This window comes from Pseudomonas sp. FSL L8-0168 (assembly GCF_037976155.1).
In the GTDB taxonomy this organism is placed as follows: Bacteria; Pseudomonadota; Gammaproteobacteria; order Pseudomonadales; family Pseudomonadaceae; genus Aquipseudomonas; species Aquipseudomonas paracarnis.
The window spans coordinates 189,403-214,096 of record NZ_CP150262.1; the positions used below are offsets into that span (position 1 = coordinate 189,403).

General features: G+C 61.7%; 30 protein-coding genes and 1 tRNA gene. 15 read left to right on the top strand and 16 right to left on the bottom strand.

What is annotated here, in order from left to right; genetic code table 11:
• Positions 1-87: 87 nt before the first annotated feature.
• Genes MHH62_RS00815 through tusD form a run of 5 tightly spaced genes read right to left on the bottom strand, consistent with a single transcriptional unit; the run spans position 88 to position 2,440 of the window.
• A complete protein-coding gene (locus tag MHH62_RS00815) occupies positions 88-1,089 on the bottom strand; it encodes a glycosyl transferase family protein (protein ID WP_014718894.1) in 1,002 nt (333 codons plus the stop codon).
• A complete protein-coding gene (locus MHH62_RS00820; RefSeq protein WP_191949341.1) occupies positions 1,086-1,421 on the bottom strand; it encodes a TusE/DsrC/DsvC family sulfur relay protein in 336 nt (111 codons plus the stop codon). Before MHH62_RS00820 ends, MHH62_RS00815 begins: the two co-directional genes overlap by 4 nt.
• Complete coding sequence (tusB, locus tag MHH62_RS00825) at positions 1,418-1,696, bottom strand: sulfurtransferase complex subunit TusB (RefSeq protein ID WP_020302956.1); 279 nt, start codon at positions 1,694-1,696, stop codon at positions 1,418-1,420. The genes MHH62_RS00820 and tusB overlap by 4 nt, the downstream gene beginning before the upstream one ends.
• Positions 1,696-2,046 (bottom strand): sulfurtransferase complex subunit TusC, encoded by a 351-nt coding sequence (tusC, locus tag MHH62_RS00830; protein WP_339232234.1) that lies wholly within the window; start codon positions 2,044-2,046, stop codon positions 1,696-1,698. Before tusC ends, tusB begins: the two co-directional genes overlap by 1 nt.
• Before the next feature lies 1 nt (position 2,047).
• Positions 2,048-2,440: a sulfurtransferase complex subunit TusD gene (gene tusD / locus MHH62_RS00835; RefSeq protein WP_003192069.1), complete on the bottom strand. Its 393-nt coding sequence runs from the start codon at positions 2,438-2,440 to the stop codon at positions 2,048-2,050.
• A gap of 157 nt (positions 2,441-2,597) precedes the next feature.
• Between tusD and MHH62_RS00840 the strand changes: the two genes are divergently transcribed.
• The gene (locus tag MHH62_RS00840) at positions 2,598-3,773 is read left to right on the top strand and encodes a CaiB/BaiF CoA-transferase family protein (protein ID WP_339232236.1); all 1,176 of its coding nucleotides are present in this window, start codon (positions 2,598-2,600) and stop codon (positions 3,771-3,773) included.
• A 93-nt stretch (positions 3,774-3,866) separates the two neighbouring features.
• On the opposite strand, the gene MHH62_RS00845 is transcribed toward MHH62_RS00840, so the two are convergent.
• Positions 3,867-4,361 carry a SprT family zinc-dependent metalloprotease gene (locus MHH62_RS00845; protein WP_003192067.1) on the bottom strand — a complete coding sequence of 165 codons (495 nt, stop codon included), beginning with the start codon at positions 4,359-4,361 and terminating at the stop codon, positions 3,867-3,869.
• 128 nt (positions 4,362-4,489) lie between these two features.
• Positions 4,490-5,092 (bottom strand): Yip1 family protein, encoded by a 603-nt coding sequence (locus MHH62_RS00850; RefSeq protein ID WP_014718889.1) that lies wholly within the window; start codon positions 5,090-5,092, stop codon positions 4,490-4,492.
• Positions 5,093-5,454: 362 nt separating this feature from the next.
• Here MHH62_RS00850 and ttcA point away from each other — a divergent pair, with 362 nt between their 5' ends.
• Both ttcA and MHH62_RS00860 read left to right on the top strand, forming a co-directional pair.
• Positions 5,455-6,279 (top strand): tRNA 2-thiocytidine(32) synthetase TtcA, encoded by an 825-nt coding sequence (gene ttcA, locus MHH62_RS00855; protein WP_014718888.1) that lies wholly within the window; start codon positions 5,455-5,457, stop codon positions 6,277-6,279.
• Between the two features lie 67 nt (positions 6,280-6,346).
• Positions 6,347-7,018, top strand: a complete 672-nt coding sequence (locus tag MHH62_RS00860) for a DNA-3-methyladenine glycosylase I (protein ID WP_014718887.1) — start codon at positions 6,347-6,349, stop codon at positions 7,016-7,018.
• A 125-nt stretch (positions 7,019-7,143) separates the two neighbouring features.
• On the opposite strand, the gene MHH62_RS00865 is transcribed toward MHH62_RS00860, so the two are convergent.
• Genes MHH62_RS00865 through arsC form a run of 3 tightly spaced genes read right to left on the bottom strand, consistent with a single transcriptional unit; the run spans position 7,144 to position 8,496 of the window.
• Positions 7,144-7,548 carry a DUF2069 domain-containing protein gene (locus tag MHH62_RS00865; protein WP_032902853.1) on the bottom strand — a complete coding sequence of 135 codons (405 nt, stop codon included), beginning with the start codon at positions 7,546-7,548 and terminating at the stop codon, positions 7,144-7,146.
• Positions 7,532-8,146: an NAD(P)H:quinone oxidoreductase gene (gene wrbA / locus MHH62_RS00870; RefSeq protein WP_014718885.1), complete on the bottom strand. Its 615-nt coding sequence runs from the start codon at positions 8,144-8,146 to the stop codon at positions 7,532-7,534. Before wrbA ends, MHH62_RS00865 begins: the two co-directional genes overlap by 17 nt.
• On the bottom strand, positions 8,143-8,496 hold the full coding sequence (gene arsC / locus MHH62_RS00875) for an arsenate reductase (glutaredoxin) (protein WP_014718884.1): 354 nt from the start codon (positions 8,494-8,496) through the stop codon (positions 8,143-8,145). The genes wrbA and arsC overlap by 4 nt, the downstream gene beginning before the upstream one ends.
• A gap of 115 nt (positions 8,497-8,611) precedes the next feature.
• On the opposite strand from arsC, the gene MHH62_RS00880 reads away from it, so the two are divergent.
• Positions 8,612-9,073: a TlpA disulfide reductase family protein gene (locus MHH62_RS00880; RefSeq protein WP_288854990.1), complete on the top strand. Its 462-nt coding sequence runs from the start codon at positions 8,612-8,614 to the stop codon at positions 9,071-9,073.
• 132 nt (positions 9,074-9,205) lie between these two features.
• Here the strand turns inward: MHH62_RS00880 and MHH62_RS00885 are convergent, their stop codons facing one another.
• The 4 genes from MHH62_RS00885 to MHH62_RS00900 all read right to left on the bottom strand — a co-directional run bounded on the left by MHH62_RS00885 (position 9,206) and on the right by MHH62_RS00900 (position 13,917).
• Positions 9,206-9,610 carry an META domain-containing protein gene (locus MHH62_RS00885; RefSeq protein WP_014718883.1) on the bottom strand — a complete coding sequence of 135 codons (405 nt, stop codon included), beginning with the start codon at positions 9,608-9,610 and terminating at the stop codon, positions 9,206-9,208.
• Entirely contained in the window at positions 9,607-10,047 is a 441-nt protein-coding gene (locus MHH62_RS00890; protein WP_003192054.1) for a hypothetical protein, read from the bottom strand. The genes MHH62_RS00885 and MHH62_RS00890 overlap by 4 nt, the downstream gene beginning before the upstream one ends.
• A 71-nt stretch (positions 10,048-10,118) precedes the next feature.
• Positions 10,119-11,108 (bottom strand): 2-hydroxyacid dehydrogenase, encoded by a 990-nt coding sequence (locus MHH62_RS00895; RefSeq protein ID WP_020302959.1) that lies wholly within the window; start codon positions 11,106-11,108, stop codon positions 10,119-10,121.
• Positions 11,109-11,163: 55 nt separating this feature from the next.
• Positions 11,164-13,917 (bottom strand): response regulator, encoded by a 2,754-nt coding sequence (locus MHH62_RS00900; protein WP_019816717.1) that lies wholly within the window; start codon positions 13,915-13,917, stop codon positions 11,164-11,166.
• Positions 13,918-14,122: 205 nt separating this feature from the next.
• Between MHH62_RS00900 and MHH62_RS00905 the strand changes: the two genes are divergently transcribed.
• Together MHH62_RS00905 and MHH62_RS00910 are read left to right on the top strand one after the other, a co-directional pair.
• Positions 14,123-14,851, top strand: coding sequence for a response regulator transcription factor (locus MHH62_RS00905; RefSeq protein ID WP_014718880.1), 729 nt, complete (start codon positions 14,123-14,125; stop codon positions 14,849-14,851).
• Entirely contained in the window at positions 14,838-16,196 is a 1,359-nt protein-coding gene (locus MHH62_RS00910) for a sensor histidine kinase (protein ID WP_103451700.1), read from the top strand. Before MHH62_RS00905 ends, MHH62_RS00910 begins: the two co-directional genes overlap by 14 nt.
• 3 nt (positions 16,197-16,199) lie before the next feature.
• On the opposite strand, the gene MHH62_RS00915 is transcribed toward MHH62_RS00910, so the two are convergent.
• Positions 16,200-16,715, bottom strand: a complete 516-nt coding sequence (locus tag MHH62_RS00915) for a DUF2062 domain-containing protein (protein WP_003192045.1) — start codon at positions 16,713-16,715, stop codon at positions 16,200-16,202.
• 135 nt (positions 16,716-16,850) lie between these two features.
• Here MHH62_RS00915 and MHH62_RS00920 point away from each other — a divergent pair, with 135 nt between their 5' ends.
• The 8 genes from MHH62_RS00920 to murB all read left to right on the top strand — a co-directional run bounded on the left by MHH62_RS00920 (position 16,851) and on the right by murB (position 23,706).
• Positions 16,851-19,076, top strand: a complete 2,226-nt coding sequence (locus tag MHH62_RS00920; RefSeq protein WP_339232237.1) for a DNA internalization-related competence protein ComEC/Rec2 — start codon at positions 16,851-16,853, stop codon at positions 19,074-19,076.
• Positions 19,077-19,184: 108 nt separating this feature from the next.
• Complete coding sequence (locus MHH62_RS00925) at positions 19,185-19,820, top strand: MotA/TolQ/ExbB proton channel family protein (protein ID WP_003192043.1); 636 nt, start codon at positions 19,185-19,187, stop codon at positions 19,818-19,820.
• A complete protein-coding gene (locus MHH62_RS00930) occupies positions 19,817-20,245 on the top strand; it encodes a biopolymer transporter ExbD (protein WP_014718877.1) in 429 nt (142 codons plus the stop codon). The genes MHH62_RS00925 and MHH62_RS00930 overlap by 4 nt, the downstream gene beginning before the upstream one ends.
• Positions 20,245-21,255, top strand: coding sequence for a tetraacyldisaccharide 4'-kinase (gene lpxK / locus MHH62_RS00935; protein ID WP_032902859.1), 1,011 nt, complete (start codon positions 20,245-20,247; stop codon positions 21,253-21,255). Before MHH62_RS00930 ends, lpxK begins: the two co-directional genes overlap by 1 nt.
• Positions 21,256-21,279: 24 nt before the next feature.
• A complete protein-coding gene (locus tag MHH62_RS00940; protein ID WP_003174668.1) occupies positions 21,280-21,465 on the top strand; it encodes a Trm112 family protein in 186 nt (61 codons plus the stop codon).
• A complete protein-coding gene (kdsB, locus tag MHH62_RS00945; RefSeq protein ID WP_103452076.1) occupies positions 21,462-22,226 on the top strand; it encodes a 3-deoxy-manno-octulosonate cytidylyltransferase in 765 nt (254 codons plus the stop codon). Before MHH62_RS00940 ends, kdsB begins: the two co-directional genes overlap by 4 nt.
• Positions 22,226-22,690 (top strand): low molecular weight protein-tyrosine-phosphatase, encoded by a 465-nt coding sequence (locus MHH62_RS00950; protein ID WP_014718874.1) that lies wholly within the window; start codon positions 22,226-22,228, stop codon positions 22,688-22,690. The genes kdsB and MHH62_RS00950 overlap by 1 nt, the downstream gene beginning before the upstream one ends.
• On the top strand, positions 22,687-23,706 hold the full coding sequence (gene murB / locus MHH62_RS00955; RefSeq protein ID WP_198833278.1) for a UDP-N-acetylmuramate dehydrogenase: 1,020 nt from the start codon (positions 22,687-22,689) through the stop codon (positions 23,704-23,706). The genes MHH62_RS00950 and murB overlap by 4 nt, the downstream gene beginning before the upstream one ends.
• Positions 23,707-23,775: 69 nt before the next feature.
• Here the strand turns inward: murB and MHH62_RS00960 are convergent, their stop codons facing one another.
• Positions 23,776-24,447, bottom strand: coding sequence for a Bax inhibitor-1/YccA family protein (locus tag MHH62_RS00960; RefSeq protein WP_003192030.1), 672 nt, complete (start codon positions 24,445-24,447; stop codon positions 23,776-23,778).
• Positions 24,448-24,599: 152 nt separating this feature from the next.
• Here MHH62_RS00960 and MHH62_RS00965 point away from each other — a divergent pair.
• A tRNA-Ser gene (locus MHH62_RS00965) sits at positions 24,600-24,690 on the top strand.
• Positions 24,691-24,694: the final 4 nt, after the last annotated feature.

Sequence of the window (24,694 nt, forward strand, 5' to 3'; positions counted from 1 at the left end):
ACTGGCTCCTTGGCTGATAAGCGTTGGAGCCCAGTCTAAAGGGATGAGTTCGAACTAAAAGCGCAAAGAACCGGCGTGAATGATCGATTAAATCGATTTATCCCGTGCGTCCCAGTACTGCTGGGCCAACTCGAACGCCTGTTGCCGTGGGTGGCCAAGGCCGCGCAGGGCCAACGCCATGGTGGCGATCAACGCCAGTTGCGGGTAGCTGTCTTCAACATCGCCGCGCCACAGCGCTTTGAGGTGCTCGGGCTCAAGCGTTGCTGGCTTGACGTGGCGCTGGTCTGAGAGGGCGGGCCACTCTTCGTCCCAGCTCTGGCCGCCGGTGGTGCCGTACAGGTGGCTGAGGGTGTCGGGGTTGATCTCGATCTCGCCGCCGTCGCCCTTGACCACAATCACGTTGTCACCCAGCAAGCCACTGGCATCGCGATGCACGCCCTGGTAACCGGGGTGGAAAATGCTTTGCAGGCCACAACGCGCATTCAGCGGGTTGAGCAGGCGCGCCAGAGAGTGGATAGGCGAGCGCAGGCCCAGGGTGTTGCGCAGGTCGATCATGCGTTGCAGCTGTGGGGCCCAATCACCCAGCGGGATAAATGCCAGGTTGCCGTGGGCGAAGGTGCTCTGGACCTGTTGCCAGTCGCGGCACAGCGGGATCTGCAAGCCGTCCAGCAATTGCTCGGTGTACAAGCGCCCCGCAGTGTGGGCGCCGCCGCCGTGCATCAGGATGCGCACGCCGTTCTGCGCCAGGCATTTGGCTGCCAGCAGGAACCACGGCAGGTGGCGCTTTTTACCGGCGTAGGTCGGCCAGTCGATATCGACGTTCAGCGCTGGCGCGTGCAGGCGCTCACGTACGGCTTCGGTGAAACCGGCGAGTTCTTCCGGGCTTTCTTCCTTGTGGCGCAGCAGCATCAGGAAGGCGCCGAGCTGGGTGTCCTCGACCTTTTCGTCGAGCAGCATGCCCATGGCTTCCCGCGCTTCCTCGCGGGTGAGGTTGCGCGCGCCACGCTTGCCTTTGCCGAGGATGCGCACGAACTGCGCAAAGGGATGCTCTTGGGGCGTTACGAGAGTCAGGGGGGCAAAGTCGGTCATAAGCAATTCGTCGGCCTGGGCAGGCCCGCCAGCTTGGCGGCGAGTTTGGCGGGAGTGCCGTTGAACAGTTTGTTGAGGTGCAGGCTGTTGCCCTTTTCCGGGCCCAGCTTCAAGGCGGTGTACTTGATCAGCGGGCGCGTGGCGGGGGATAGCTGGAATTCGGTGTAGAACTGGCGCAGCAGGGTGAGGATTTCCCAGTGTGCCGGCGTCAGCTCCAAGGCTTCGGCAGCGGCCAGGGCATTCGCCACTTCATCGGACCAGTCGTTGAGGTCGAGGAGGTAGCCGTCCTTATCCAGTTCCAGGGTGCGTGCGCCGACGGTCAGGGTGTTCATAGCCAGGTGTTGACCTTGTCGTAGTCGATCGACAGTTGCACGAAGCCTGGGTAATCGACGCTGTCAGCCCAGTCGGGCAGCGGCAGGTTGCGCGCCTGCATGTCTTCGGCCAGCACAAACACCTTTACGCCTTTGGTATGCAGGGCGGGCGTGTGCAGGCCGTAGGCTCCGTCACCACATAGGAGGATAGCGTCCTCGGTGCCACAGATGCGCAGGCAGCTGTCGAGGCGGCTGTCGGTAAACGGGGAATGAGACACCACATGTAGAGTCGACATCAGAGGGTAATCACCTGGTCGTAACGGTCAATCAGCTGGAAAATGGCTTGGCTGTCGAGCGCCTGCGCGTGGGCAGGCGGCGCCAACCCGCGTGCGGTCAGGCTATGGCTGCACGCGAACACGTCATCAATGCCGAACAGGCCCAGGGCCTGCAGGTTGGCACTCAGGTCTTTCTGTTGCACGGCCTTGGCCGCTTGGTTCGGCGCCAGTTGGAACACACCGTCATCCAGGAACAGCAGGCCAATGGGCAGATCGAACGCGCCGCCGGCCAGCACGATATCCAGTGCTTCCCGCGCACTCGGCCCGGACCATGGGGCCTGGCGGCTGATCACCAATAAGGATCTGGACATGTCACGGCCCTCCAAAACAGATCAGGCGGTCGGCGTCCTGGATCGCGTCATGCAATTGCCCCAGGCCCGACAACGCCCAGGGTGCTTCCAGGTTGACCGCGCTGCGTTGGTAACGCGCAGCTTCCTCGGCATTAAGCACACCCCGGCGCAGGGCTGCGGCGATGCACACCACGCCGTCGAGTTGGTGCTGGCTGACAAACTCGCGCCATTGGCGCGCAATGTCTTGCTCATCCTGGGGCGCGACGATGTTATTGGACGCGCTGTACACGCCGTCCTGGTAGAAAAACAGCCGCACGATCTCATGCCCGCCGGCCAGCGCCGCCTGGGCGAACAACAGGGCGCGGCGCGAGGAGGGCGCGTGGGCGGCGCTATACAGTGCAATCGCGAACTTCATGGAAGACTCTGCCAACAAACGTCGGCCAATGATAAAGCCGCCGCCGCGAAAAAGCCCGCCGTGATCAAAACGGTCACTGTGGTTGATCGTTCTGACGATTGCCGGCAGCTGCCCGGCTGCCTAGTCTGTGAGTATTCGCAACCCAACTGGAGTCCCCATGTCAGGTCCCTTGGCGTCCCTTAAAGTGTTGGATTTTTCCACCTTGCTGCCCGGCCCGTTTGCCTCCCTGATGCTGGCGGACATGGGCGCCGAGGTGCTGCGTATCGAATCGCCCACACGGATGGACCTGTTGCGTGTATTGCCGCCCCATGATCGTGGTACCTCGGCCAGCCACGCCTACCTCAATCGCAACAAGCGCAGCCTGGCCCTGGACCTCAAGCAGGCCGAGGCGCTGGAGATTGTGCATGAGTTGGTCAAGGGCCATGACATCCTGCTCGAGCAGTTCCGCCCCGGTGTCATGGAGCGCCTGGGCCTGGGCTATGAGGCGCTGAAGGCGATCAACCCGCGGCTGATCTATGTGTCGATCACCGGTTACGGCCAGACCGGCCCCTATAAGGACCGCGCCGGGCACGATATCAACTACCTGGCGTTGGCCGGCGTGGCCAGCCATACCGGGCGCCAGGACACCGGCCCGTTGCCCCTGGGCGTACAGTTGGCGGATGTGGCGGGCGGCTCGCTGCATGCCGTGGTGGGCTTGCTGGCGGCGGTGATTGCCAGGCAGCAAAGCGGGGTGGGGCAATACCTGGATGTGAGCATGACCGATTGCTCGTTCAGTCTGAATGCCATGGCGGGGGCCGGCTACCTGGCTTGTGGGGTCGAGCCTGGGTGGGAGAACCATGTGCTCAATGGCGGGAGTTTCTATGACTACTACCGTACACGCGATGGGCGCTGGATGTCGGTGGGCAGTTTGGAACCGGGGTTTATGCAGCAGCTGTGCGCGGCCTTGGGGCGCCCGGAACTGGCGGCACACAGCGTGACGCCCGAACGCCAGGCCGTGCTCAAACAGGCGTTGCAGGTGGAGTTCGAGAAGCGCAGTTTTGACCAGTTGTGTGAGTTGTTTGCCGGGGTGGATGCCTGTGTTGAGCCAGTGTTGAGTTTGAGCGAAGCGGCGGAGCATCCCCAGTTGAAGGCGCGGGAGCTAGTCAGCCAGGTGCCCCGGGGTGACGGCTCGACACAAGCGCAATTGGCCTGCCCGCTGAAATTCTCCGAGGGGTTGCCGGCGCCTAGGCATATTGGGGTGGCGGTGGGGGCGCACAGTGATGAGGTGCTGGCGGAGTTGGGGTTCGGTATTGAGCGGATAGAGCAATTGCGGCAGGCCAAGGTTGTAGGTTGACTGAGCGGGCGCTTTCGCAGGCAAGCCAGCTCCCACATCTGGATCTGTGAACGCAATCAAAATGTGGGAGCTGGCTTGCCTGCGAAGAGGCCCTCATTCCACCCGAGTTTCTCCAGTGAACACCAGAGTCTGCCGACACCGCCGACACAAATACCGCCGCCCCTGGTTCACCAGCCCATGGCGCTGCGGTGAAAACGGAAAATCACTGTCCGCACACGGGCAGCGGTAAATATAGCGAGTCACTTGCCGACGCTTGACCTCGTAGGTGTGGCAACGGTCGGGCGGCAGCTCATAAACCCCGCGCATGATCAACTGCCATTCCTCGCCATGGGGCTGGATACGCTCGCCAAACAATTGGTGGGCAATCAGGTGCGCCACTTCATGGGCCACGGTTTGCTTGAGAAAGTGTTGGCTGTTTTCACGGTACAACTGAGGGTTGAAGCGCAGCAGGTTCTCGTGCAAATGCGCGACACCGGCCTTCTGGCCCCGCAGCTTGAGGCTGACCTGGGGGCGTTTGAAGCTTCGTTTGAAAAAGGATTCGGCTTGCAGGAAACAATCTTCGACGCGGGTATTGAGTTGCTCGGGCATGCTGTACATATCTCCAGAGACGCCCAGTATGCCGCAAAGCTGGGTGTTTCCGAATCTGTCAGGCGCCGAATGGTCATGCAGAACGCACAAAGCCACCTTGCGGTGGCCGTGCCTGCGAGTTTTTTCGTTCAACTGGTGTAGATCGGCCCGACGCCCAGGCCCCAGACGATCACGGTAAAGGCCATGATCGCCACCAGCACCACCAGGCCGACGGCCAATACCGAGCTGGAAAACAGGAAGCCTTCATCCGGGTCGATACTCATGAAGGTCGGCAGCCCCACATACAGCAGGTACACCGTGTAGCAGATCGCCGCCGTGCCCACGACCATTCCCAGCCACATATGCGGGTAGAGCGCCGCCAGCCCGCCGATAAACAAGGGTGTGGCGGTATAAGTGGCAAACGCCACGCAGCGGGCCATGCTTGGGCTGGCGTCGTAGGTGCGGGCCATCCAGTGAATGAATGCACCCATCACCGCCACGCCGCACAGCATGGCCGCGTAGGACATGAGGGTCATCCACAGCGCGCTTTCCTGGGTCAGCATCACCGGGGCGCGGTTGCCGATGACCCAGCCGACCTGAGTGGTGCCAATAAAGGCGGAAATGGCGGGGATCGCCGCGAGAATCAGGGTATGAGTGAGGTACATGTGGCTGATGCTTTCTTCTTTATCGCCACGGATTTCCCGCCATTCCTGGTCGGGATGGGTAAACAGCCCCACGACGTGATGGATCATGCCAGTCACTCCTGTCGTTATTACCATCGCCCCCCATCGGAGCGCCCACGGGCCAAATGGCCTGAAAGGTCTGGATAGATGTGCGACCTCAAGTCGCAGTATAGAAAGGGATGACTGGAATAACTGTAGGGCCTTTAGAGCAAATTGCGCTGTAAACACTCACGCTAATCGCGGTGCGGTCTGTCAGGATTCATGGGATCCAGTGTGGGAGCTGGCTTGCCTGCGATGGCGGCCTGTCCGGACCAGAGATGTTGACTGGCACACCGCTATCGCAGGCAAGCCAGCTCCCACATTGGAACTCGGCGAGTCTTACCGGTAAAATGCTGCGCTTTTCGTCACACACCTTTGCGGATCCAAGCGCCATGGGCACTCTTACAGTCAACCAGAACAAACTGCAAAAACGCCTGCGTCGCCTGGCCGGTGAAGCGGTCGCCGATTTCAACATGATCGAGGACGGCGACAAGGTCATGGTCTGCCTCTCCGGCGGCAAAGACAGCTACACCATGCTCGACGTGTTGCTGCACCTGCAAAAGGTCGCGCCGATCAAGTTCGAGATCGTGGCGGTCAACATGGACCAGAAACAACCCGGTTTCCCTGAGCATGTGCTGCCGGCCTATTTGAAAGAACTGGGCGTGGAGTACCACATTGTCGAGAAAGACACCTACTCGGTGGTCAAGGAATTGATCCCGGAAGGCAAGACCACCTGCTCGCTGTGCTCGCGCCTGCGCCGTGGCACGCTCTATACCTTTGCCGATGAGATCGGCGCGACCAAGATGGCCTTGGGTCATCACCGCGATGACATCGTCGAAACCTTCTTCCTCAATATGTTCTTCAACGGCTCGCTCAAGGCCATGCCGCCCAAGCTGCGTGCCGATGATGGGCGCAACGTGGTGATCCGCCCGCTGGCGTATTGCAACGAGAAGGACATCCAGGCTTATTCCGACTTCAAGCAATTCCCGATCATCCCGTGCAACCTGTGCGGCTCCCAGGAAAACCTGCAGCGCCAGGTGGTCAAGGAGATGCTGGTGGACTGGGAGCGCAAGACCCCGGGGCGTACCGAAAGTATCTTCCGCAGCCTGCAAAACGTGATCCCGTCGCAATTGGCCGACCGCAACCTGTTTGACTTCACCAGCTTGAAAATCGATGAGACCGCCGCATCGCGTTTCGTCAATGTAGTGAACCTCTGAGTCTTCCCGAGGCTCTAGTACACGGCGCTTGCGGGCGCCGTTTTCAATTCGACTGACAGGAGAGGGCATGCGCGATTACAAGTGGCTGCACGAATATTGTCTGAACCGCTTCGGTTCGGCGGCCAAGTTGGAAGCCCATCTGCCGGTGCCCAAGACCCCGGCGCAATTGCGCAAGATCACCGATGACCGTTACCTGTCGACCTTGGCGTTGCGGGTGTTCCGCGCCGGTTTGAAGCACAGCGTGGTTGATGCCAAATGGCCGGCGTTCGAGCAGGTGTTCTTCGGCTTCGACCCGGAAAAAGTCGTGTTGATGGGCGCCGAGCACCTGGAACGGTTGATGCAGGACGCCCGCATCATCCGCCACCTGGGCAAGCTCAAGAGTGTGCCGCGCAATGCGCAGATGATCCTGGATATCGAGCAGGAAAAAGGCAGCTTCGGTGCGTTTATCGCCGATTGGCCGGTGACTGACATCGTTGGGCTCTGGAAGTACCTGAGCAAGCATGGCCATCAACTGGGCGGGCTGTCGGCGCCGCGCTTTTTGCGCATGGTCGGCAAGGACACCTTTGTGCCAAGCGATGACGTGGTGGCGGCGCTGAATGCGCAGAAGATTGTCGACAAGGCCCCGACCAGCCTGCGCGACCTGGCGACGGTGCAGGGCGCCTTCAACCAGTGGCATGCCGAGAGTGGGCGGCCGATGTGTCAGTTGTCGATGATGTTGGCTTACACGGTGAATCATTGATCACCTGATCGTCCCCACGCTCCGCGTGGGAATGCATCCTGTGACGCTCCGCGTCACCCTTGCACTAGGCCCGGGACGCAGAGCGTCCTGGGCAGCATTCCCACGCGGAGCGTGGGAACGATCAGTCAATCGGCCAGTCGACGGTTCAGCTGATGCCGCCAACGCACATACAGCAACGCCGTGCAAAACACCGCCAGGCTCGCCAGCATTTCCAGCACACCGAACCACTGGCGGTTCGGGTCATACGCCGCCAGCGCGCCCTTGATGAAATACAGGTTCACCACAAAGCACATCCACGAATGCCCGCGTGCGCTGCCCATCAGCATGCCTGGCGCAAGTATCAGCAGCGGCACCAACTCGATCAGCAGGATGACCCACGGGCGCGCCCCATGCAGGTCGGCGACCAACAGGTAGTACGCGCACAACAAGCCCACCAGGCCTAAAAACGCCAGCAGGCTCAGCGCGCGTGCCACCTTGACCCGCGGCGCCAGCCATTCCCGCGTTGGCAGGACCTTAGGCTTCCTGGCCACGGCCGTTCTCCAACAGCGTGGCGGTCTTGGCCAGGCGCAGGCCCAAGGCCCGGCACAGGGTGATTTCATGTTGATCGAGCATGCGCTTACCGTCTGGCCCGGAATGGTGGCTGGCGCCATACGGCGTGCCGCCGCCCTGGGTGTCGAGCAGTGCCTGCTCGCTGTAGGGCAGGCCGGTGATCAACATGCCATGGTGCAGCAGCGGTAGCAGCATCGACATCAGCGTGGTCTCCTGGCCGCCATGCAGGCTGGCGGTGGAGGTGAACACGCCGGCCGGCTTGCCGACCAAAGCGCCGGTAAGCCACAGGTTGCTGGTGCCATCGAGGAAGTACTTGAGCGGCGCGGCCATGTTGCCGAACCGGGTCGGGCTGCCCAGGGCCAGGCCCGAGCAGTGCTTCAGGTCGTCCAGGCTGGCATACAGCGCGCCTTCGTCGGGAATGCTCGGCGCCACCGCTTCGCACTCGGTGGAAATCGCCGGCACGGTGCGCAACCGCGCTTCCATGCCGCCTTGCTCGATACCGCGGGCAATCTGCCGGGCCATCTCGCTCACCGAGCCGTTACGGCTGTAATACAACACCAGCACATAGGGCGTAGTCACGGCAGGATCTCCAGCACGTTCTCGGGTGGGCGGCCAATGATGGCTTTGTCGGCGGTTGCCAGGATCGGGCGTTCCATCAGCTTGGGATGGGCTGCGATGGCGGCGATCAGTTGGGTGTCGCTGAGGCTGGCGTCTGCCAGGTTCAGGGTTTTGTATTCGTCTTCGCCGGTGCGCAGCAGTTGGCGTGCGCTGATCCCCAGTTTTTTCAGCAGGGCCTCGATTTGCGCGGCATCCAGCGGGGTGTCCAGGTAGCGCACGACGGTCGGGGTGAGGCCGCGGGCTTCCAGCAGTTCCAGCGCACCGCGGGATTTCGAGCAGCGCGGGTTGTGATAAAGCGTCAGATCGGTCATGTGCGGGTCGCATCTTGCGTAAGGTGGCGGGTATTCTACCTGCGCTGGCGCCTGTCCTTAAACCGTAAGAGGCGATAGGCCGCAGCCAACGTTCATTTTTGCGAAGGAATACCCCATGACAAGGCGACTGATCGGTGCATTGGCGATCATCACAACCCTGCTGCTCAGCGGTTGCGGTAACGATTACGGCGTTGACCAATATGGCCAGAAAGTGGCGGCCGAACGCCTGGACAAACAGTGGCTGGTGGTCAACTACTGGGCCGAATGGTGTGGCCCGTGCCGCACGGAAATCCCCGAGCTCAATGCCCTGGCAGAACAGTTGAAAGGCCAGAATGTCGGGGTGTTCGGCGTCAACTTCGACAATGTGCAGGGTGAGGAACTGAAGGCCGCCAGCGACAAGCTGGGGATCAAGTTCACGGTACTGGCCCAGAACCCGGAGGGGATCTTCGAGATTCCGCGCAGCGAGGCATTGCCGGTGACCTACATCATCGACGACAAGGGCAAGGTGCGTGAGCAGTTGATGGGTGAGCAGACAGCGGAAGGGGTGTTGGCCAAGCTCAAGGCCCTGAAGGGTTAAAGCTGTGGGGGCTGGCTTGCCTGCGATGGCATCGCTGCGGTGTACCTGATACACCGCGTCGTCCGCATCGCAGGCAAGCCAGCTCCCACAGAACCAGAGGACACCGCGTTAATACAGGAGAGTGCGCCTAGATCAGCCTTCTTCGAGCCACAAGCGGATCGGCTTGCCTTCGGCCGGCCAGAACCGCGTCTGCTCGATCGGCGAGATGTCCCAACGCTGCACGCCTTGCAGGGCCTGGAAGAAGCGATGTTCTTGCTCCATCAGGGCCTCGGCGCACATTTTTCGGGTGCTGCCGACTGGGCCGAAGCTGAGCTTGTCGCCTTCGACCGTGTACGGCGCAAACCAGTGGTTACAGCCGCCATTGCCATAGGCGCGGCCATCGGCGCCCAGGGTGACGGTGAGGTGCGCGTAGTCCATCAACGGCCGCTCACCGATCCATTCCACTACGTAGCTGTGGTCGCGCTCGAGCTTGGCGCCATCGGCAGCGCAGCCTGCCAGGCCCATGCCGATGGCGGCGAGCAGCAGCGGGCCTTTCATTGCGCGGCCTGCTGGCATTTCGGGCAGCGGTGCTTATCGCCTTCGCTGGCCCAGCCCAGTTCTTTGATACGCGCGTTGGCGGCCGGTTGCAGCGGTGCCTTGGTCAGCTTGGTTTCTACCGCGAATTCAAACTCCAGCACGGCGTCGCAGCTGTCGCAATTGACCTTCCAGGTGTGAATCTCCAGTTCGCCGAACTTCGGCCCTTGGGCCATGGCGACCCACTGGCCCGCCGGGCGGATGGAGTAGCGTGCGTCACCTTCGACGGTCAGTCGCATCGACAGGGTTTTACTGCCGCGCAGGCTGACGATCAGGACGTCGCCATGTTTGATCGAACCACCGTTGCCGGTGACTTGGTAACGGCCCGGCACCAGGGCACGGCATTCGATCAGGGTATGTTGCGGGCTCAGCAAGCTGAAGCGGAAATCGTGTTCGGCCATGGATCCTCCAAATAGGCGCGGCATCCTATCACGGGTGCCGGCCTATCATGAGCCTGGTATGTGACCGCTGATCATCCCTTGACCAGGTTCTGCGCCCGGCCATCGGCCCACGCGGCAATGTTGGCCAATGTGGTACCGGCAATCGCCGCCAGGGCCTCACGGGTGAGGAAGGCCTGGTGCGCGGTGATGATGACGTTGGGGAAGGTCAGCAGGCGGGCAAGCACGTCATCCTGCAGGGGCAGGTCCGAGCGGTCCTCGAAAAACAATTGGGCTTCTTCTTCGTAGACGTCCAGCCCCAGGTAGCCCAACCGGCCAAGCTTGAGCGCTTCGATCAGTGCTGGCGTGTCGACCAGGCCACCGCGCCCGGTGTTGATCAGCATCGCACCGGTTTGCATCTGCGCGAGTGAACGGGCATTGATCAGGTGTTTGCTGTCGGCGGTCAGCGGGCAGTGCAGGCTGATGATTTGCGCCTTCGCCAACAGTTCAGGCAGGCTCACGTAGCGGGCCCCGAGGTCCTGCACCTGTGGGTTGGGGAAGGGATCGTAGGCCAGCAACTGGCAGCCGAAGCCGGCCATGATCTTGGCGAAGGTCGCGCCGATCTGACCGGTGCCGACCACGCCGACCGTTTTGCCGACCAGATCAAAACCGGTCAGCCCGTGCAGGCTGAAATCACCGTCGCGGGTACGGTTGTAGGCACGGTGCAGGCGACGGTTGAGGGCCAGGATCAGGGCGACGGCATGCTCGGCCACTGCGTGGGGCGAATAGGCGGGCACGCGCACGATGGTCAAGCCCAGGCGCTGGGCGGCGGGTAGGTCGACGTGGTTGTAGCCCGCCGAGCGCAGGGCAATCAGGCGTGTGCCGCCCTTGGCCAAGTGCTCCAGCACCGGGGCGCTGAGGTCGTCGTTGATAAAGGCACAGACCACCTCGTGGTGTTCGGCCAGGGCCACGGTATCGAGGTTGAGCCGGGCGGGTTGGAATTGCAGTTCCAGGCCAGCCGGCAGCGGTTCGCCGAGGAAACTCTCGCGGTCGTAGGTTTGGCTGCTGAAGAGAATGACGCGCATTGAGAAGGCTCCCTGCAATTTACACATTGTTGATTCGTTGCCCATGAAAACAGGGTCAGGCGCTGACTCTGGCTTCACTGGCCAGCCGCGCAATCGCCATGTCCAGTTCGTCCAGCGCGGCCATGGCCTTGGCGTCATCCTGCTTGAGCAGGGTTTCGGCGCGTTGGCAGGCTGCTCGTAATTGCGGCACGCCACAGTAGCGGGTGGCGCCGTGCAAACGGTGCACGCGCTCGATCAAGGCATGGTTGTCATTGGCTTCGCGGGCGTGGGTAATTGCCAGGCGATCAGCCTCCAGGGAGGCCAGCAGCATGGCGAGCATATCGGCGGCCAGGTCGGCCTTGTTGGCGGCCAGGCGCAGGCCTTCTTCGTGGTCGAGTACCAAGAGCTGCACGCCCTGGGCCGCACCTTCATGGGTGCGCTCCGGGCCTTGGTTACGCAGCGCCAGGCCGGTCCATTTCAATACCACCTGGGCCAATTGCCGCTCGCTGATGGGTTTGGTCAGGTAGTCGTCCATACCGCTTTGCAGCAGGGCGCGTTTTTCGTTGGCCATGGCGTGGGCCGTGAGGGCCACCACCGGCAGCGGCGTGCCGTGGCGCTCGCTTTCCCACTGGCGGATCGCCTCGGTGCTCTGGCGGCCATCCATGCCGGGCATTTGCACGTCCATCAGCACCAAATCGAACGTTTCCTGCTTCACGGCGTCGACCGCCGCGTAACCGCTTTCCACCGCCTGCACCTTGGCGCCCATGTCTTCCAACAGGGTTTGCACCAGCAACAGGTTGGCCGGGTTGTCGTCCACGCACAGCACCCGTGGCGCACGGCTGGACAACGGCTCACCGGGTTCGCTGCGCGAAGGGCGCGGGCTGATCAGGTCGGCCAGGGAACGGCGCAACTTGCGCGTACAGGCGGGCTTGGCCTGCAATTGGCTGTTGGGGTTGGGCACCGATTGGTTGAACAGCATCTGCTCGGTGGTCGGGCACAGCACCAGCACCTTGCAGCCCAGGTGTTCAAGGTCCCACAGGTGTTGGTTGAGGCGCTCGGGCGGAATGTCGTTGGCCGTGACGCCGAGCACCGCCAGGCTGATGGCCTGTTCGGTCTGGTGCGCACTGGTGATGCCGTTGGTCAGGCTTTCCAGGGTATTGAACGGCGTGACTTCCAGGCCGCAGTCTTCCAACTGATGTTGCAGGGCCTGGCGCGCCAGTTCGTGGTTTTCCAGCACGGCCACACGACGCCCTAATAGCGGCGCGGCGGGCAGGTCTTCGACGTCGTCACGGGTCTTGGGCAGGTTCAGGCTGATCCAGAATTCCGAACCTTCACCCGGCGTGCTGTCGACGCCGATTTCGCCGCCCATCTGCTCGATCAACCGCTTGGAAATCACCAGGCCCAAACCGGTGCCGCCGGGCTGGCGCGACAGCGAGTTGTCGGCCTGGCTGAATGCCTGGAACAGGGCGCGCACATCCTGGTTCGACAGGCCAATGCCGGTGTCTTGCACACTGATGCGCAATTGCACGCTGTCTTCCTGCTCGTCCTCGATCATGGCCCGGGCCACAATGGTGCCTTCGCGGGTGAACTTGATCGCATTACTGATCAGGTTGGTCAGGATCTGCTTGAGCCGCAGCGGGTCGCCCACCAACGCCAGGGGCGTGTCGCGGTAAACCAGGCTCACCAATTCGAGCTGCTTGGCATGGGCGGCGGGAGCGAGGATGGTCAAGGTGTCTTGCAGCAAGTCGCGCAGGTTGAAAGGCACGCTGTCGAGCACCAGCTTGCCGGCTTCAATCTTCGAGAAATCGAGGATCTCGTTAATGATGCCCAGCAAGTTATCCGCAGACTTTTCGATAGTGCCCAGGTAGTCCAACTGGCGCGGCGACAGCTCGCTTTTTTGCAACAGGTGAGTAAAGCCGAGGATGCCGTTGAGCGGCGTGCGGATTTCATGGCTCATGTTGGCCAGGAACTCCGACTTGATACGGCTGGCCTCCAGGGCTTCCTTGCGCGCCAGGTCCAGCTCGATGTTCTGGATCTCGATGGTTTCCAGGTTCTGGCGCACGTCTTCGGTGGCCTGGTCGATGCTGTGTTGCAGCTCTTCCTGGGCATTTTGCAGGGTTTCGGCCATGCGGTTGATGCCCGACGCGAGTTGGTCCAGTTCCTGGCTGCCCAAGGGTGGCAGGCGTGTCTCCAGGTTGCCGTCCTTGAGCTGGGTCACGGCTTGCTTGATCTGGCCAATCGGCGAATTGATGGTGCGGCTGATACGCAGGGCGAGGGCGGCGGTGCACATCAGGCCGATGGCGATCAGCAGCAGGCTGGCGAACAGGCTGCGATAGCCGCGCAGCAACATGCCATTGTGGGACAGCTCCACTTCGACCCAACCCAGTAGACGGTCGGCCTCATCGGGAATCAACTCGCCCGCCAGGTTGCGATGGCGGCCAAACACCGGCAGTAGATAGCGAGTGGCGTCATTGCCGGTGCGCTGCAACAGGTGCGAACTGTTGCCGGTGGGCGGCTGGTTGAGCATGGTCGGACCGGCATGGGCCAGGGACGAACGGTCGGGCGCCAGGAACGACACGGCGCGCACATCCGGCTGCTCCAGGGACTGGGTCGCGATGCGCTCCAGCAGGTCGGTGTTCTTATGGCCCAGCGCGGGTGCCACCAAGGGTGCCAATTGCTCGGCGATCATTTCGCCGCGTTGCAGCAGTTGGGTCTGCAACTCCGAGAGTTGCATCCAGGTGAAATAGCCGCCCAACAACAGCGCCATCAGGCTGGTCGGTAATAAGGTCAGCAACAGTACGCGGCCTTTTATCCCCATTCTTCTAAGCACGCCACTCTCCTGCTACCACGTTGTTATCAATGATCCACGCCGGCATCCGGCCCGCGCCACCTGCGCAGTGTAGCCATTTGCACGGTCTGGAATCTTGCAAATTAATGACATGCGGCAATCTTCGGGCCATTCGGCGCCGGGTGGCGATTGCCTGTGAACGTTTAATCTTGAATAATCAGTGATTGAGAATGACTTGCAGACGCTAATGACTCCCGCAGCAGTTGGCCTACCCAGTATCCTGACCATCGAAGACGACCCGGTGTTGGGCGCCTACGTGCACGAGCAGCTTGGCCGCAGCGGCTTCCAGGTGACCTGGTGCCAGAACGGCCAGCAGGGCCTGCAACTGGCCCGCGCCCAGGCCTTCGACCTGGTGCTGATGGACATTCTGCTGCCGGGGCTGGACGGTTTGTCGATCCTCACCCATTTGCGCCAGAGCCACGCCATGCCCGTGATCCTGATGTCGGCCCTGGGCGCTGAAGCCGACCGTATCAGCGGTTTTCGCCTGGGCGCGGACGACTATTTGCCCAAGCCGTTCAGCATGGTTGAACTGTGCGTGCGAATTGAAGCGATCCTGCGCCGCGTTGCCCTGGATCGCCGGCCCGAGCCGCCGCGCGCCTCGGTACCTGAACATGCCCGGGTGCTGCACTTTGATGATGAACGCTGCGATGTGTCCTGCCAGGACCAGTGGGCCGGGCTCACGCGCAGCGAATACCGCCTGCTGGAAACCCTGCACCGCAATGCCGAAGAAGTCCTCAGCAAAGCCTTCCTGTATCAGCAGGTGTTGCAGCGCGGTTATGCGCCCCATGACCGCAGTCTCGACATGCACGTCAGCCAGATCCGCCGCAAGCTCAAGGCCATCGGTTACATCGAGCGTGAAGTGCGCACCGTGTGGGGCAAGGGCTACGTGCTGAGCGGTCACGATGAAGGGCTTTGAGCGACTGCCCGGCAAACACTCGTTGTTCTGGAAGCTGGCCTGCCTGTTGATCGCCTTCTGTTTGCTGATGATTTGGCTCAGTTGGTCGTGGGGCCGCTACATGGAGCAGCAGAGCGCGTACCTGTCCGAGAAGTCGCGGGAGATTCTCACTGGCTATGCCGCCGGTGCCGAACTGGCGTGGAGCACACAGGGCAGTGCTGGCGTGGATGCCTGGCTGCAGCGAATGGCCGAGCGTGAAAGCACCTGGGTTGGCGTGATCGGTAACGACTTGCAGTCCCTTAGCAGCACGCCCTTGAGTGACAAGGAAAGCCAGCGCCTGACGTTCTTGCGTGGATTGGATTGGCCGGTCAGCCGGCATGTCATCGGTTTGCCCTGGATGAAGGTGCCGTTTCCGGTCGACCCTGGCGCGGGGTCGCTGGTGATCGAGCTGCCGCAGCGCTTTATGCCAGGGCGCTATCAACTGTTTTGGCGAGTGGTCACCAATGGTGTGATTCCCGGTCTATTTACCCTGTTGCTGTGCATCGGCCTCTATCGGCTGCTGATCATGCCCCTCAATCAATTGCGCGAGCAGGCCAATGCCTGGCGTGCCGACCAACTCAATACGCGAATGTCCCGTGATGCCACCAGCCGCCAGGATGAACTGGGCGAGCTGGGCCGCGCCTTTGACCATATGTCCGAACGCTTGCAGGGCACCGTGCGTTTGCAGCAGCAGTTGCTGCGCGATATGTCCCATGAACTGCGCACACCCTTGAGCCGCCTGCGGGTAGCCTGCGACAGCGAGCAAGACCCGGCCAAGCTGCGCGAGCGCCTGGGCCGGGAAATCGACGCCATGCAGCGCCTGGTGGAAGACAGCCTGCAACTGGCGTGGCTCGACAGCGAAACAACGCCGCTGCCACAGGAAGACATTCAGCTCCAGGCGTTATGGGACATATTGCGCGAGAACGCGTGTTTTGAAAGCGGTTGGCCCGCATCGCGCTTGCCGTGCCTGTTACCCGCGGACAGTTGGGTGCGTGGCAACCTCAATGCACTGGCCCAGGCCTTGGAAAATATCCTGCGCAACGCCGTACGCCACTCGCCCCAGGGCGGCTGGGTGCAACTCGACGGCTGTCGGGAGGGGGACTATTGGCATATCTGGCTGCAGGATCAGGGCGCTGGGATTGCTGAGGATGATCTGGAGCGCATCTTCGCGCCCTTTACCCGCCTGGACGGCTCGCGGCCCGGCGATGGTGGTTTCGGCCTGGGCCTGAGCATTGCCCGCAACGCCGTGCAGCGCCAGGGCGGTCGCTTATGGGCGGAAAATACCGGGCAGGGCCTGCGGGTGCATTTGCACTTGCTGGCCCGTTAGCGCTCAGCGCCTACGCAGTTTGCGTTTTTTCCACTGGTGCGCCACCCACCAGCGCCAGTACGCCATGGTCAGGCAATAGGCCAGGGCGCCCAATACTACCCCCAATACCACCGAACCCAGCAGGAACGGCTGCCAGAGTGTGCTCAACTGGCCGCTGATCCATTCCCACGTCAGGTTGTCGGGCAAGCTGCGTGGCGGCACATTCATCAGCCAGGCGCCGGTCATATAGGTGCAGATGAACACCACCGGCATGGTGATGGGGTTGGTCAACCACACCAGGCTGATGGCGATGGGCATATTGCCGCGCACCGAGATCGCGAGCACTGCGGCGAGCAACATCTGCAACGGAATCGGGATAAACGCCGCAAATAAACCCACCGCCATGGCGCGCGCCACGGAGTGCCGGTTCAGGTGCCATAGGTTGGGGTCATGCAGCAGCGTGCCAAGAAACTGTAATGACTTGTGTTCCCTGATACTGCTGGGGTCTGGCATGTACCGTTTGAATAAGCGCCGGGGCATAAGGGGTCCAGGTCAATTCGAGGGGCAAGTATGCCCGGATTCTATAAACAGAAAATTCAGACTTTGTGACAAAACATCATAGGCGCTGTCGTTCAGCCGACTAAGACTGAGTGGATCACTGGAAAAGGATGATCCATGAAGACAGGGATGTTGGCGTTGGCGCTGGGGTTGCTGATGTTGCGTTGGTTGCCGGCCCTGCCGCCCGGCGGCGCGTTATTGGGCATGCTGGTGTTGGCCTTGATGCTGTTGCCTTTTCGGTCCTATCCCTTGGCCTTTTTTCTGGTGGGGTTGAGCTGGGCTTGCTTTAGCGCGCAGCGGGCGTTGGATGATCGACTGCAGCCGGCCCTGGATGGGCAGACTCGTTGGGTGGAGGGGCGTGTGGTCGGCTTGCCCCAGCAGACGGTTACGGGCGTGCGCTTTGAACTGGCCGACGGCCGGTTGCGCAAGGGGCGGCTGCCCAAACGTATCCGCGTGTCCTGGCACGGCGGGCCAGTGGTGAACAGCGGCGAACGCTGGCGCCTGGCGCTGACACTCAAGCGGCCTGCGGGCCTGCTCAATTTTCATGGAGTTGACCACGAAGCCTGGCTGCTGGCCCAGCGTATCGGTGCCACTGCAACGGTAAAAGATGGTGAACGCCTCGCACCGGCCCGCAATGCCTGGCGCGATGCTGTTCGCCAGCGCGTGATGGCGGTGGATGCCCAAGGCCGCGAGGCGGGCTTGGCGGCGTTGGTATTGGGCGACGGTTCCGGCTTGGCGCCTGAGGATTGGCAGGTGTTGCAGGACACGGGCACGGTGCATCTGCTGGTGATTTCCGGGCAGCATATCGGCTTGTTGGCGGGCTTGATCTACGGCTTTGTCGCGGTATTGGCGCGCTATGGTTGCTGGCCACAAACCTGGCCGTGGCTGCCGTGGGCGTGCGGCCTGGCTTTTGGCGCAGCGTTGGGTTATGGCCTGCTGGCGGGGTTTGGCGTGCCGGTGCAGCGGGCTTGTATGATGGTCGGCCTGGTGTTGCTGTGGCGTCTGCGTTTCCGCCATTTGGGGCTGTGGTGGCCGTTGCTGCTGGCGCTGAACGGCGTGCTGGTGCTGGAGCCCTTGGCCAGCCTGCAGGTAGGGTTCTGGTTATCGTTTGCGGCGGTCGCGGTATTGTTGCTGGCGTTCGGCGGGCGCTTGGGGCCGTGGAGCGTCTGGCAGGCGTGGACCCGGCCTCAGTGGTTGATTGCCATTGGCTTGTTTCCGGTGTTGCTGGTGTTGGGTTTGCCCATCAGCCTCAGCGCACCGGTGGCCAATCTGTTTGCCGTGCCGTGGATCAGCCTGGTGGTGCTGCCCCTGGCGCTGCTGGGCACGGCGTTGTTGTGGGTGCCGCTGGCGGGGGAAGCTGTGCTGTGGCTGGCCGGCGGCGCGCTGGACGGATTGTTCAAGGGCCTGGCGCTGCTTGCCGGGCAATTGCCGGCCTGGGTGCCGCCCGAGGTGCCGCTGGCGTATTGGCTGGTCAGCCTGATGGGCGCAGTGGTGTTACTGCTGCCCAAAGGGGTGCCGTTCCGGGTGTTGGGCTGGCCCATGTTGTTGATGGCCGTTTTCCCGCCCCGGCAGTGGGTGCCCCACGGACAGGTCGATGTGTTGCAACTGGATGTCGGCCAGGGGCAGGCACTGATCCTGCGCACCCGCCATCACACCTTGCTCTACGATGCCGGGCCGCGCTCGGGGCCTGTCGACCTCGGCGCGCGCGTCGTGTTGCCGTCGTTGAAAAAACTCGGGGTAGGGCAGTTGGACATGATGCTGCTCAGCCATGCCGACGCCGATCACGCCGGTGGTGCGGCAGCAGTGGCTCGGGGGCTGCCCGTCAAACGCGTGGTGGGCGGCGAAATCGAGGGCTTGCCAGCCTTTCTCGCCACCCAGCCCTGTACCAGCGGCGAACGATGGGAATGGGATGGTGTGTCGTTTGAACTGTGGCAGTGGGCGGGTGGGCTTGAGGGCAATCCGAGGTCGTGCGTGCTGCACGTCCAGGCCAATGGCGAACGCCTGCTGCTCACCGGCGACATTGATCGCGCTGCCGAACAGGCGTTTCTGGCATCCCCGCTGGCGGTTCCGACCGACTGGCTGCAGGCCCCGCACCATGGCAGCCGAAGTTCTTCGTCCTGGCCTTTCGTACAACGGTTGGCGCCCACCTCTGTGCTGATTTCCCGCGGTCGCAGCAATACGTTTGGCCATCCTCATCCGCAGGTCCTCGACCGCTACCAAGCACTGGGCAGCCGGGTGTATGACAGCGCCGAACAGGGCGCTGTGCGCCTGCGCCTGGGGGCGTTTGTGCCTGCGACGGTTGCGCGCAGCGAACGTCGTTTCTGGCGCGAACCGTTACCGTAATCAGGCGTTGCCAAGGTCTCGAACCGCGACAGACGGACCTGTAGCCGGTGAACCCTTCTGTTGACCCTATATGGTAAAGTGGCGCACTTTTTCGAGGGGACATTCACTGTGTGGGAATTGGTCAAATCCGGCGGCTGGATGATGTTGCCGATCATTCTGAGCTCCATCGTCGCACTCGGCATCGTCGCCGAACGCCTGTGGACCCTGCGCGCCAGTCGCGTCACCCCCGAGCACTTGCTGGGGCAGGTCTGGGGCTGGATCAAGAACAAGCAGCTCGACAAGCAAAAGCTCAAAGAGCTGCGTGCCAATTCGCCACTGGGTGAAATCCTCGCCGCCGGCCTGGCCAATTCCAAGCATGGTCGCGAGATCATGAAGGAGTGCATCGAAGAGGCGGCCGCCCGGGTTATTCATGAACTGGAGCGCTACATCAACGCCCTCGGCACTATCGCCGCCATGGCGCCGTTGCTCGGTTTGCTCGGCACGGTCCTGGGCATGATCGATATCTTCAGCGCGTTCACGGGCTCGGGCATGACCACCAACGCGTCGGTATTGGCCGGGGGCATTTCCAAGGCCCTGATCACCACTGCTGCGGGCTTGATGGTGGGTATCCCTTCGGTGTTTTTCCACCGTTTCCTGCAGCGGCGCATTGATGAGCTGGTGGTCGGTATGGAACAGGAAGCCATCAAGCTGGTAGAAGTGGTGCAGGGCGACCGTGATGTAGACCTGGTCGAGGGCAAAGCGTGAAATTTCGCCGTAAGCAACGGGAAAATGTTGATATCAATCTCGCGTCGTTGATCGACGTGGTGTTTATCCTGCTGCTGTTCTTTGTCGTGACCACCACCTTCACCCGGGAAACCCAGTTGCGTGTCGACCTGCCTGAAGCGGTGAGTGGCTCGCCTGCCGAAGACCAGCAAGTCAAGCAGCTGGACATCGCTATCAGCGCCGAAGGGGTGTTTTCGGTGAATAACCAGTTGCTGGAGAAAAATGACCTTGCCAGCCTGATGGAGGCGTTGCAGAAGGAGTCTGGTGGCGACACCCAGTTGCCGCTGTCCATCAGCGCCGATGGCAAAACCCCACACCAGGCCGTGATCACCGCCATGGACGCTGCCGGCAAGCTCGGTTTCAGCCATTTGCGCATGACCACTGTCGAGGCGGCGAGCCCGCCCTGATGGCCATCTCCGACCGTTTACTCAAGGCATGGTACGAAGGTCATCCAGCACTAATGTTGCTGCGACCGCTGGAATCGTTGTATCGCCGTGTGGTTCAACGTAAGCGTGCGCGCTTCGTGGCGGGCGAGGGCGAGATTTATCAGTCGTCTGTGCCAGTGATCGTGGTGGGCAATATTACGGTGGGGGGCACCGGCAAGACGCCGTTGATCTTGTGGTTGATCGAGCACTGCCGCCGCAGCGGTTTGCGCGTAGGAGTGGTCAGTCGAGGCTACGGTGCCAAGCCGCCGCAGCTGCCGTGGCGTGTGGAGGCCGGCCACAGTGCCGAGGTGGCCGGTGATGAACCCTTGCTGATCGTGCAGCGCAGCGGTGTACCGCTGATGATCGATCCTGATCGCAGTCGTGCGGTAAAGGCACTGCTGGCCAGTGAGCCCCTGGACCTGATCCTCTCCGATGACGGCCTGCAGCATTACCGCCTGGCTCGCGATCTTGAACTGGTGCTGATCGATGCCGCTCGCGGCCTCGGCAACCGCCGGTGCCTACCAGCCGGGCCGTTGCGTGAACCGGTGGATCGCCTGAAGAGTGTGGACGGGGTACTTTATAACGGTGCCGTTTCGGACCGTGAAGATGGCTTTGCCTTTCGCCTGCTGCCCACAGCGCTGGTCAACCTGCACAGCGGCGAGCGCCAGCCGGTCACCTACTTTGCGCAGGGCCAGCAGGTGCATGCGGTGGCCGGCATAGGTAACCCGCAACGTTTCTTCAATACCCTTGAAACGCTACACTGGCAGCCGCTACCCCATGCTTTTGCCGACCACGCGCCCTACAGCGCCGAGGTCTTGAATTTTACCCCGTCATTGCCGCTGGTCATGACCGAAAAGGACGCGGTGAAGTGCCGCGCCTTTGCCCAGCCCGACTGGTGGTACCTTGCGGTGGATGCGGTACCGTCGCCGGCGTTCGTCGCCTGGTTCGACATGCAGTTGATGCGTCTGCTGCCCAACCGTCTCTTGCCTTAAAACGCTTCTTTCCAGGAAACACTCATGGACACCAAACTGCTCGATATCCTCGCTTGCCCGATCTGCAAAGGCCCGCTCAAGCTCAGCGCCGACAAAACCGAGCTGATCAGCAAAGGTGCCGGCCTGGCTTACCCTATCCGTGACGGCATCCCGGTCATGCTCGAAAGCGAAGCCCGTACTCTGACTACCGATGAGCGCCTGGATAAATGACCACCGCCTTTACCGTTGTCATTCCCTCGCGCTATGCCTCGACGCGCCTGCCGGGCAAGCCGCTGCAAATGATCGGCACCAAGCCGATGATCCAGCTGGTGTGGGAACAAGCGTGCAAGAGCAGCGCCGAACGGGTGGTGGTGGCCACCGACGACCCGCGCATCATCGAGGCGTGCAAAGGTTTTGGTGCCGAAGCGGTCCTGACCCGCGAAGACCATAACTCCGGTACTGATCGCCTGGCCGAAGTCGCCACTCAGCTGGGTCTGGCACCCGATGCGATCGTAGTGAATGTGCAGGGTGACGAGCCATTGATACCGCCGAGTGTCATCGATCAGGTCGCTGCCAACCTCGCGGCCCATGGCGAGGCGCGTATGGCGACCCTGGCCGAACCGATCGAAGACATCGAGACGCTGTTCAACCCGAATGTGGTGAAAGTGGTCAGCGACATCAACGGCCTGGCACTGACGTTCAGTCGCGCCACCTTGCCGTGGGCGCGGGATGCCTTTGCCAAGAATCGCGACGTGTTGCCGGAGGGCGTGCCATATCGCCGCCATATCGGCATCTATGCCTACCGCGCCGGTTTTTTGCACGACTTCGTCAGCTGGGGCCCGTGCTGGCTGGAAAATACCGAGTCCCTGGAGCAACTGCGTGCCCTCTGGCACGGCGTGCGTATCCACGTGGGCGATGCGTTGGAAGCACCGCCAGCCGGTGTCGACACCCAGGAAGACCTCGAACGCGTCCGTCGCCTGCTGGGCGCCTGATGGAAGTTCTGTTTGTATGCCTGGGCAATATCTGCCGCTCGCCAACCGCTGAGGGCATCTTGCGCCATAAGTTGCGTGAAGCAGGCTTGGCTGGCCAGATTGAGGTGGCGTCTGCTGGCACCGGGGAATGGCATGTCGGCAACCCGCCGGACCAGCGCAGCCAACGGGCGGCGCTGGCGCGCGGCTATGACCTGTCGAGCCAGCGTGCCCAGCAGGTTTCCCGCGCTGACTTTGCCCGCTATGACCTGATCCTGGCCATGGACAGCAGCAACCTGCGCAACCTCAAGGCCATGCAGCCGGGGCAGGGCAAGGCGGAGCTGGATTTGTTCCTGCGTCGCTTTGATGGCGAAGTGGACGAGGTGCCAGACCCTTACTATGAAGGTGAGCAAGGTTTCGAACGGGTCCTGGACCTGATCGAACGCGCCTGTGACTTATTGGTGATCGAATTGAAGGGGCGGTTATGACCTTGCAAGTGCGTGCGCAGGTATCGCTCAAGCCATTCAACAGCTTTGGCATCGATGTGAGCGCGCAATTATTTGCCGAGGCCCACAGTGATGCTGACGTGCGCGCGGCCATCGCCTATGCCGCCGCACAGGCTGTGCCGTTGCTGGTGATTGGAGGCGGCAGCAATTTGCTGTTGACCCAGGATGTTCCGGCGCTGGTGTTGCGTATGGCGACACAAGGCATTCGCGTGCTGAGCGACGATGGCACGCACGTGGTGGTCGAAGCCGAAGCGGGCGAAGCCTGGCATCCGTTTGTGCTGTGGACGCTTGAGCACGGCTTCTGCGGCCTGGAAAACCTCAGCCTGATCCCGGGCACTGTCGGCGCCGCGCCGATGCAGAACATCGGTGCCTATGGCGTAGAGATCAAGGATGTGTTTGCCGGCCTCACCGCCCTGGATCGCCAGACGGGCGAACTGCGGGACTTCAGCCTGGACGAATGCAACTTTGCCTACCGTGACAGCCTGTTCAAGCACGAAGTCGGGCGCTGGCTGATCCTGCGGGTACGCTTTGCCCTTAGCCGCGCCAGTCACCTGACACTCGACTACGGCCCGGTGCAACAGCGCCTGACCGCGCAGGGCATCATCCACGCCACGCCAAGCGATGTGAGCCGCGCGATCTGCAGCATTCGCCGCGAGAAACTGCCAGACCCGGCAGAGCTGGGCAATGCGGGCAGCTTCTTCAAGAATCCGCTGGTACCCCAAGCCTTGGCTGTTGAGCTGCAACGCCAGTATCCGGACCTGGTGGCCTACCCTCAGGCCGACGGCCAAATGAAACTCGCCGCCGGCTGGCTGATCGACAAGGCCGGTTGGAAGGGGTTCCGGGAGGGCGATGCGGGCGTGCACAAGCTGCAAGCGTTGGTACTGGTCAACTACGGCACCGCCACCGGGCAGGAGATTGCCCAGCTGGCGCTACGCATCCAGCAAGATATCTTCAAGCGCTTCAAGGTCGAGCTGGAAATGGAACCCAATCAGTACTGAGCTATCGGGCCTGAAAATGAAAATGCCCCGTATCTCGCGATACGGGGCATTTTTTATTGCGTTGGCTGATCAGTCGTCGCGGCTCATGATGCCGAAGATCTGCAACAGGCTGATGAACAGGTTGTAGATCGACACATACAGGCTGATGGTCGCCATGATGTAGTTACGCTCACCGCCGTGGATGATGGCGCTGGTCTGGAACAGGATGCACACCGAGGAAAACAGCACAAAACCTGCGCTGATCGCCAATTGCAGGCCGCTGATCTGGAAGAACATGCTGGCCACCACCGCCGCCAGCAGCACGAAGAAACCTGCGGTGATGAAACCACCCAGGAAGCTCATGTCCTTACGGCTGATCAGCACGTAGGCCGACAGACCACCAAACACCAGGGCCGTCATGGCAAACGCCGAACTGACCACTTCCGCACCGCCGGCCATGCCCAGGTAGCGGTTGAGGATCGGGCCGAGGATAAAGCCCATGAAACCGGTCAAGGCAAACGCCGACACCAGGCCCCAGGCCGAGTCACGCAGCTTGTTGGTCAGGAAGAAGAGACCGTAGAAGCCGATCAACACGACAAAGATATTCGGGTAGCCGACGCGCATCTGCTGGGCCACGTAAGCCATCACGCCGCTGAATGCGAGGGTAAGGGCGAGCAAGCCGTAGGTGTTGCGCAACACGCGGCTGACTTCAAGCTGCTCAGCCTGCGCGTTGCCATTCACTGCGTAATTCTGTTCGCGCATGGCGACACTCCTTCAGTTTTGAAACGTTCAGTCGCAAAGATCATAACAGACGCCTTGTAACAAGCGATGCAGAGAGTTTGACAGTGTGTTTCATTCGGGTATTATGGCGCCCGCTGACACAGGATGGGCTACTATAATCCTGTGATGCACAAGGGAAATTGGCAGAGTGGTTGAATGCACCGGTCTTGAAAACCGGCGGACGTTAATAGCGTCTCCAGGGTTCGAATCCCTGGTTTCCCGCCAAGAT

Excerpts from the sequence above, each read along its gene's own strand:
- MHH62_RS00815 (WP_014718894.1), bottom strand. The coding sequence starts at position 1,089 with ATGACCGACTTTGCCCCCCTGACTCTCGTAACGCCCCAAGAGCATCCC.
- MHH62_RS00820 (WP_191949341.1), bottom strand. The coding sequence starts at position 1,421 with ATGAACACCCTGACCGTCGGCGCACGCACCCTGGAACTGGATAAGGAC.
- tusB (WP_020302956.1), bottom strand. The coding sequence starts at position 1,696 with ATGTCGACTCTACATGTGGTGTCTCATTCCCCGTTTACCGACAGCCGC.
- tusC (WP_339232234.1), bottom strand. The coding sequence starts at position 2,046 with ATGTCCAGATCCTTATTGGTGATCAGCCGCCAGGCCCCATGGTCCGGG.
- tusD (WP_003192069.1), bottom strand. The coding sequence starts at position 2,440 with ATGAAGTTCGCGATTGCACTGTATAGCGCCGCCCACGCGCCCTCCTCG.
- MHH62_RS00840 (WP_339232236.1), top strand. The coding sequence starts at position 2,598 with ATGTCAGGTCCCTTGGCGTCCCTTAAAGTGTTGGATTTTTCCACCTTG.
- MHH62_RS00845 (WP_003192067.1), bottom strand. The coding sequence starts at position 4,361 with ATGCCCGAGCAACTCAATACCCGCGTCGAAGATTGTTTCCTGCAAGCC.
- MHH62_RS00850 (WP_014718889.1), bottom strand. The coding sequence starts at position 5,092 with ATGATCCATCACGTCGTGGGGCTGTTTACCCATCCCGACCAGGAATGG.
- ttcA (WP_014718888.1), top strand. The coding sequence starts at position 5,455 with ATGGGCACTCTTACAGTCAACCAGAACAAACTGCAAAAACGCCTGCGT.
- MHH62_RS00860 (WP_014718887.1), top strand. The coding sequence starts at position 6,347 with ATGCGCGATTACAAGTGGCTGCACGAATATTGTCTGAACCGCTTCGGT.
- arsC (WP_014718884.1), bottom strand. The coding sequence starts at position 8,496 with ATGACCGATCTGACGCTTTATCACAACCCGCGCTGCTCGAAATCCCGC.
- MHH62_RS00880 (WP_288854990.1), top strand. The coding sequence starts at position 8,612 with ATGACAAGGCGACTGATCGGTGCATTGGCGATCATCACAACCCTGCTG.
- MHH62_RS00885 (WP_014718883.1), bottom strand. The coding sequence starts at position 9,610 with ATGAAAGGCCCGCTGCTGCTCGCCGCCATCGGCATGGGCCTGGCAGGC.
- MHH62_RS00890 (WP_003192054.1), bottom strand. The coding sequence starts at position 10,047 with ATGGCCGAACACGATTTCCGCTTCAGCTTGCTGAGCCCGCAACATACC.
- MHH62_RS00895 (WP_020302959.1), bottom strand. The coding sequence starts at position 11,108 with ATGCGCGTCATTCTCTTCAGCAGCCAAACCTACGACCGCGAGAGTTTC.
- MHH62_RS00905 (WP_014718880.1), top strand. The coding sequence starts at position 14,123 with ATGACTCCCGCAGCAGTTGGCCTACCCAGTATCCTGACCATCGAAGAC.
- MHH62_RS00910 (WP_103451700.1), top strand. The coding sequence starts at position 14,838 with ATGAAGGGCTTTGAGCGACTGCCCGGCAAACACTCGTTGTTCTGGAAG.
- MHH62_RS00915 (WP_003192045.1), bottom strand. The coding sequence starts at position 16,715 with ATGCCCCGGCGCTTATTCAAACGGTACATGCCAGACCCCAGCAGTATC.
- MHH62_RS00920 (WP_339232237.1), top strand. The coding sequence starts at position 16,851 with ATGAAGACAGGGATGTTGGCGTTGGCGCTGGGGTTGCTGATGTTGCGT.
- lpxK (WP_032902859.1), top strand. The coding sequence starts at position 20,245 with ATGGCCATCTCCGACCGTTTACTCAAGGCATGGTACGAAGGTCATCCA.
- MHH62_RS00940 (WP_003174668.1), top strand. The coding sequence starts at position 21,280 with ATGGACACCAAACTGCTCGATATCCTCGCTTGCCCGATCTGCAAAGGC.
- kdsB (WP_103452076.1), top strand. The coding sequence starts at position 21,462 with ATGACCACCGCCTTTACCGTTGTCATTCCCTCGCGCTATGCCTCGACG.
- MHH62_RS00950 (WP_014718874.1), top strand. The coding sequence starts at position 22,226 with ATGGAAGTTCTGTTTGTATGCCTGGGCAATATCTGCCGCTCGCCAACC.
- murB (WP_198833278.1), top strand. The coding sequence starts at position 22,687 with ATGACCTTGCAAGTGCGTGCGCAGGTATCGCTCAAGCCATTCAACAGC.
- MHH62_RS00960 (WP_003192030.1), bottom strand. The coding sequence starts at position 24,447 with ATGCGCGAACAGAATTACGCAGTGAATGGCAACGCGCAGGCTGAGCAG.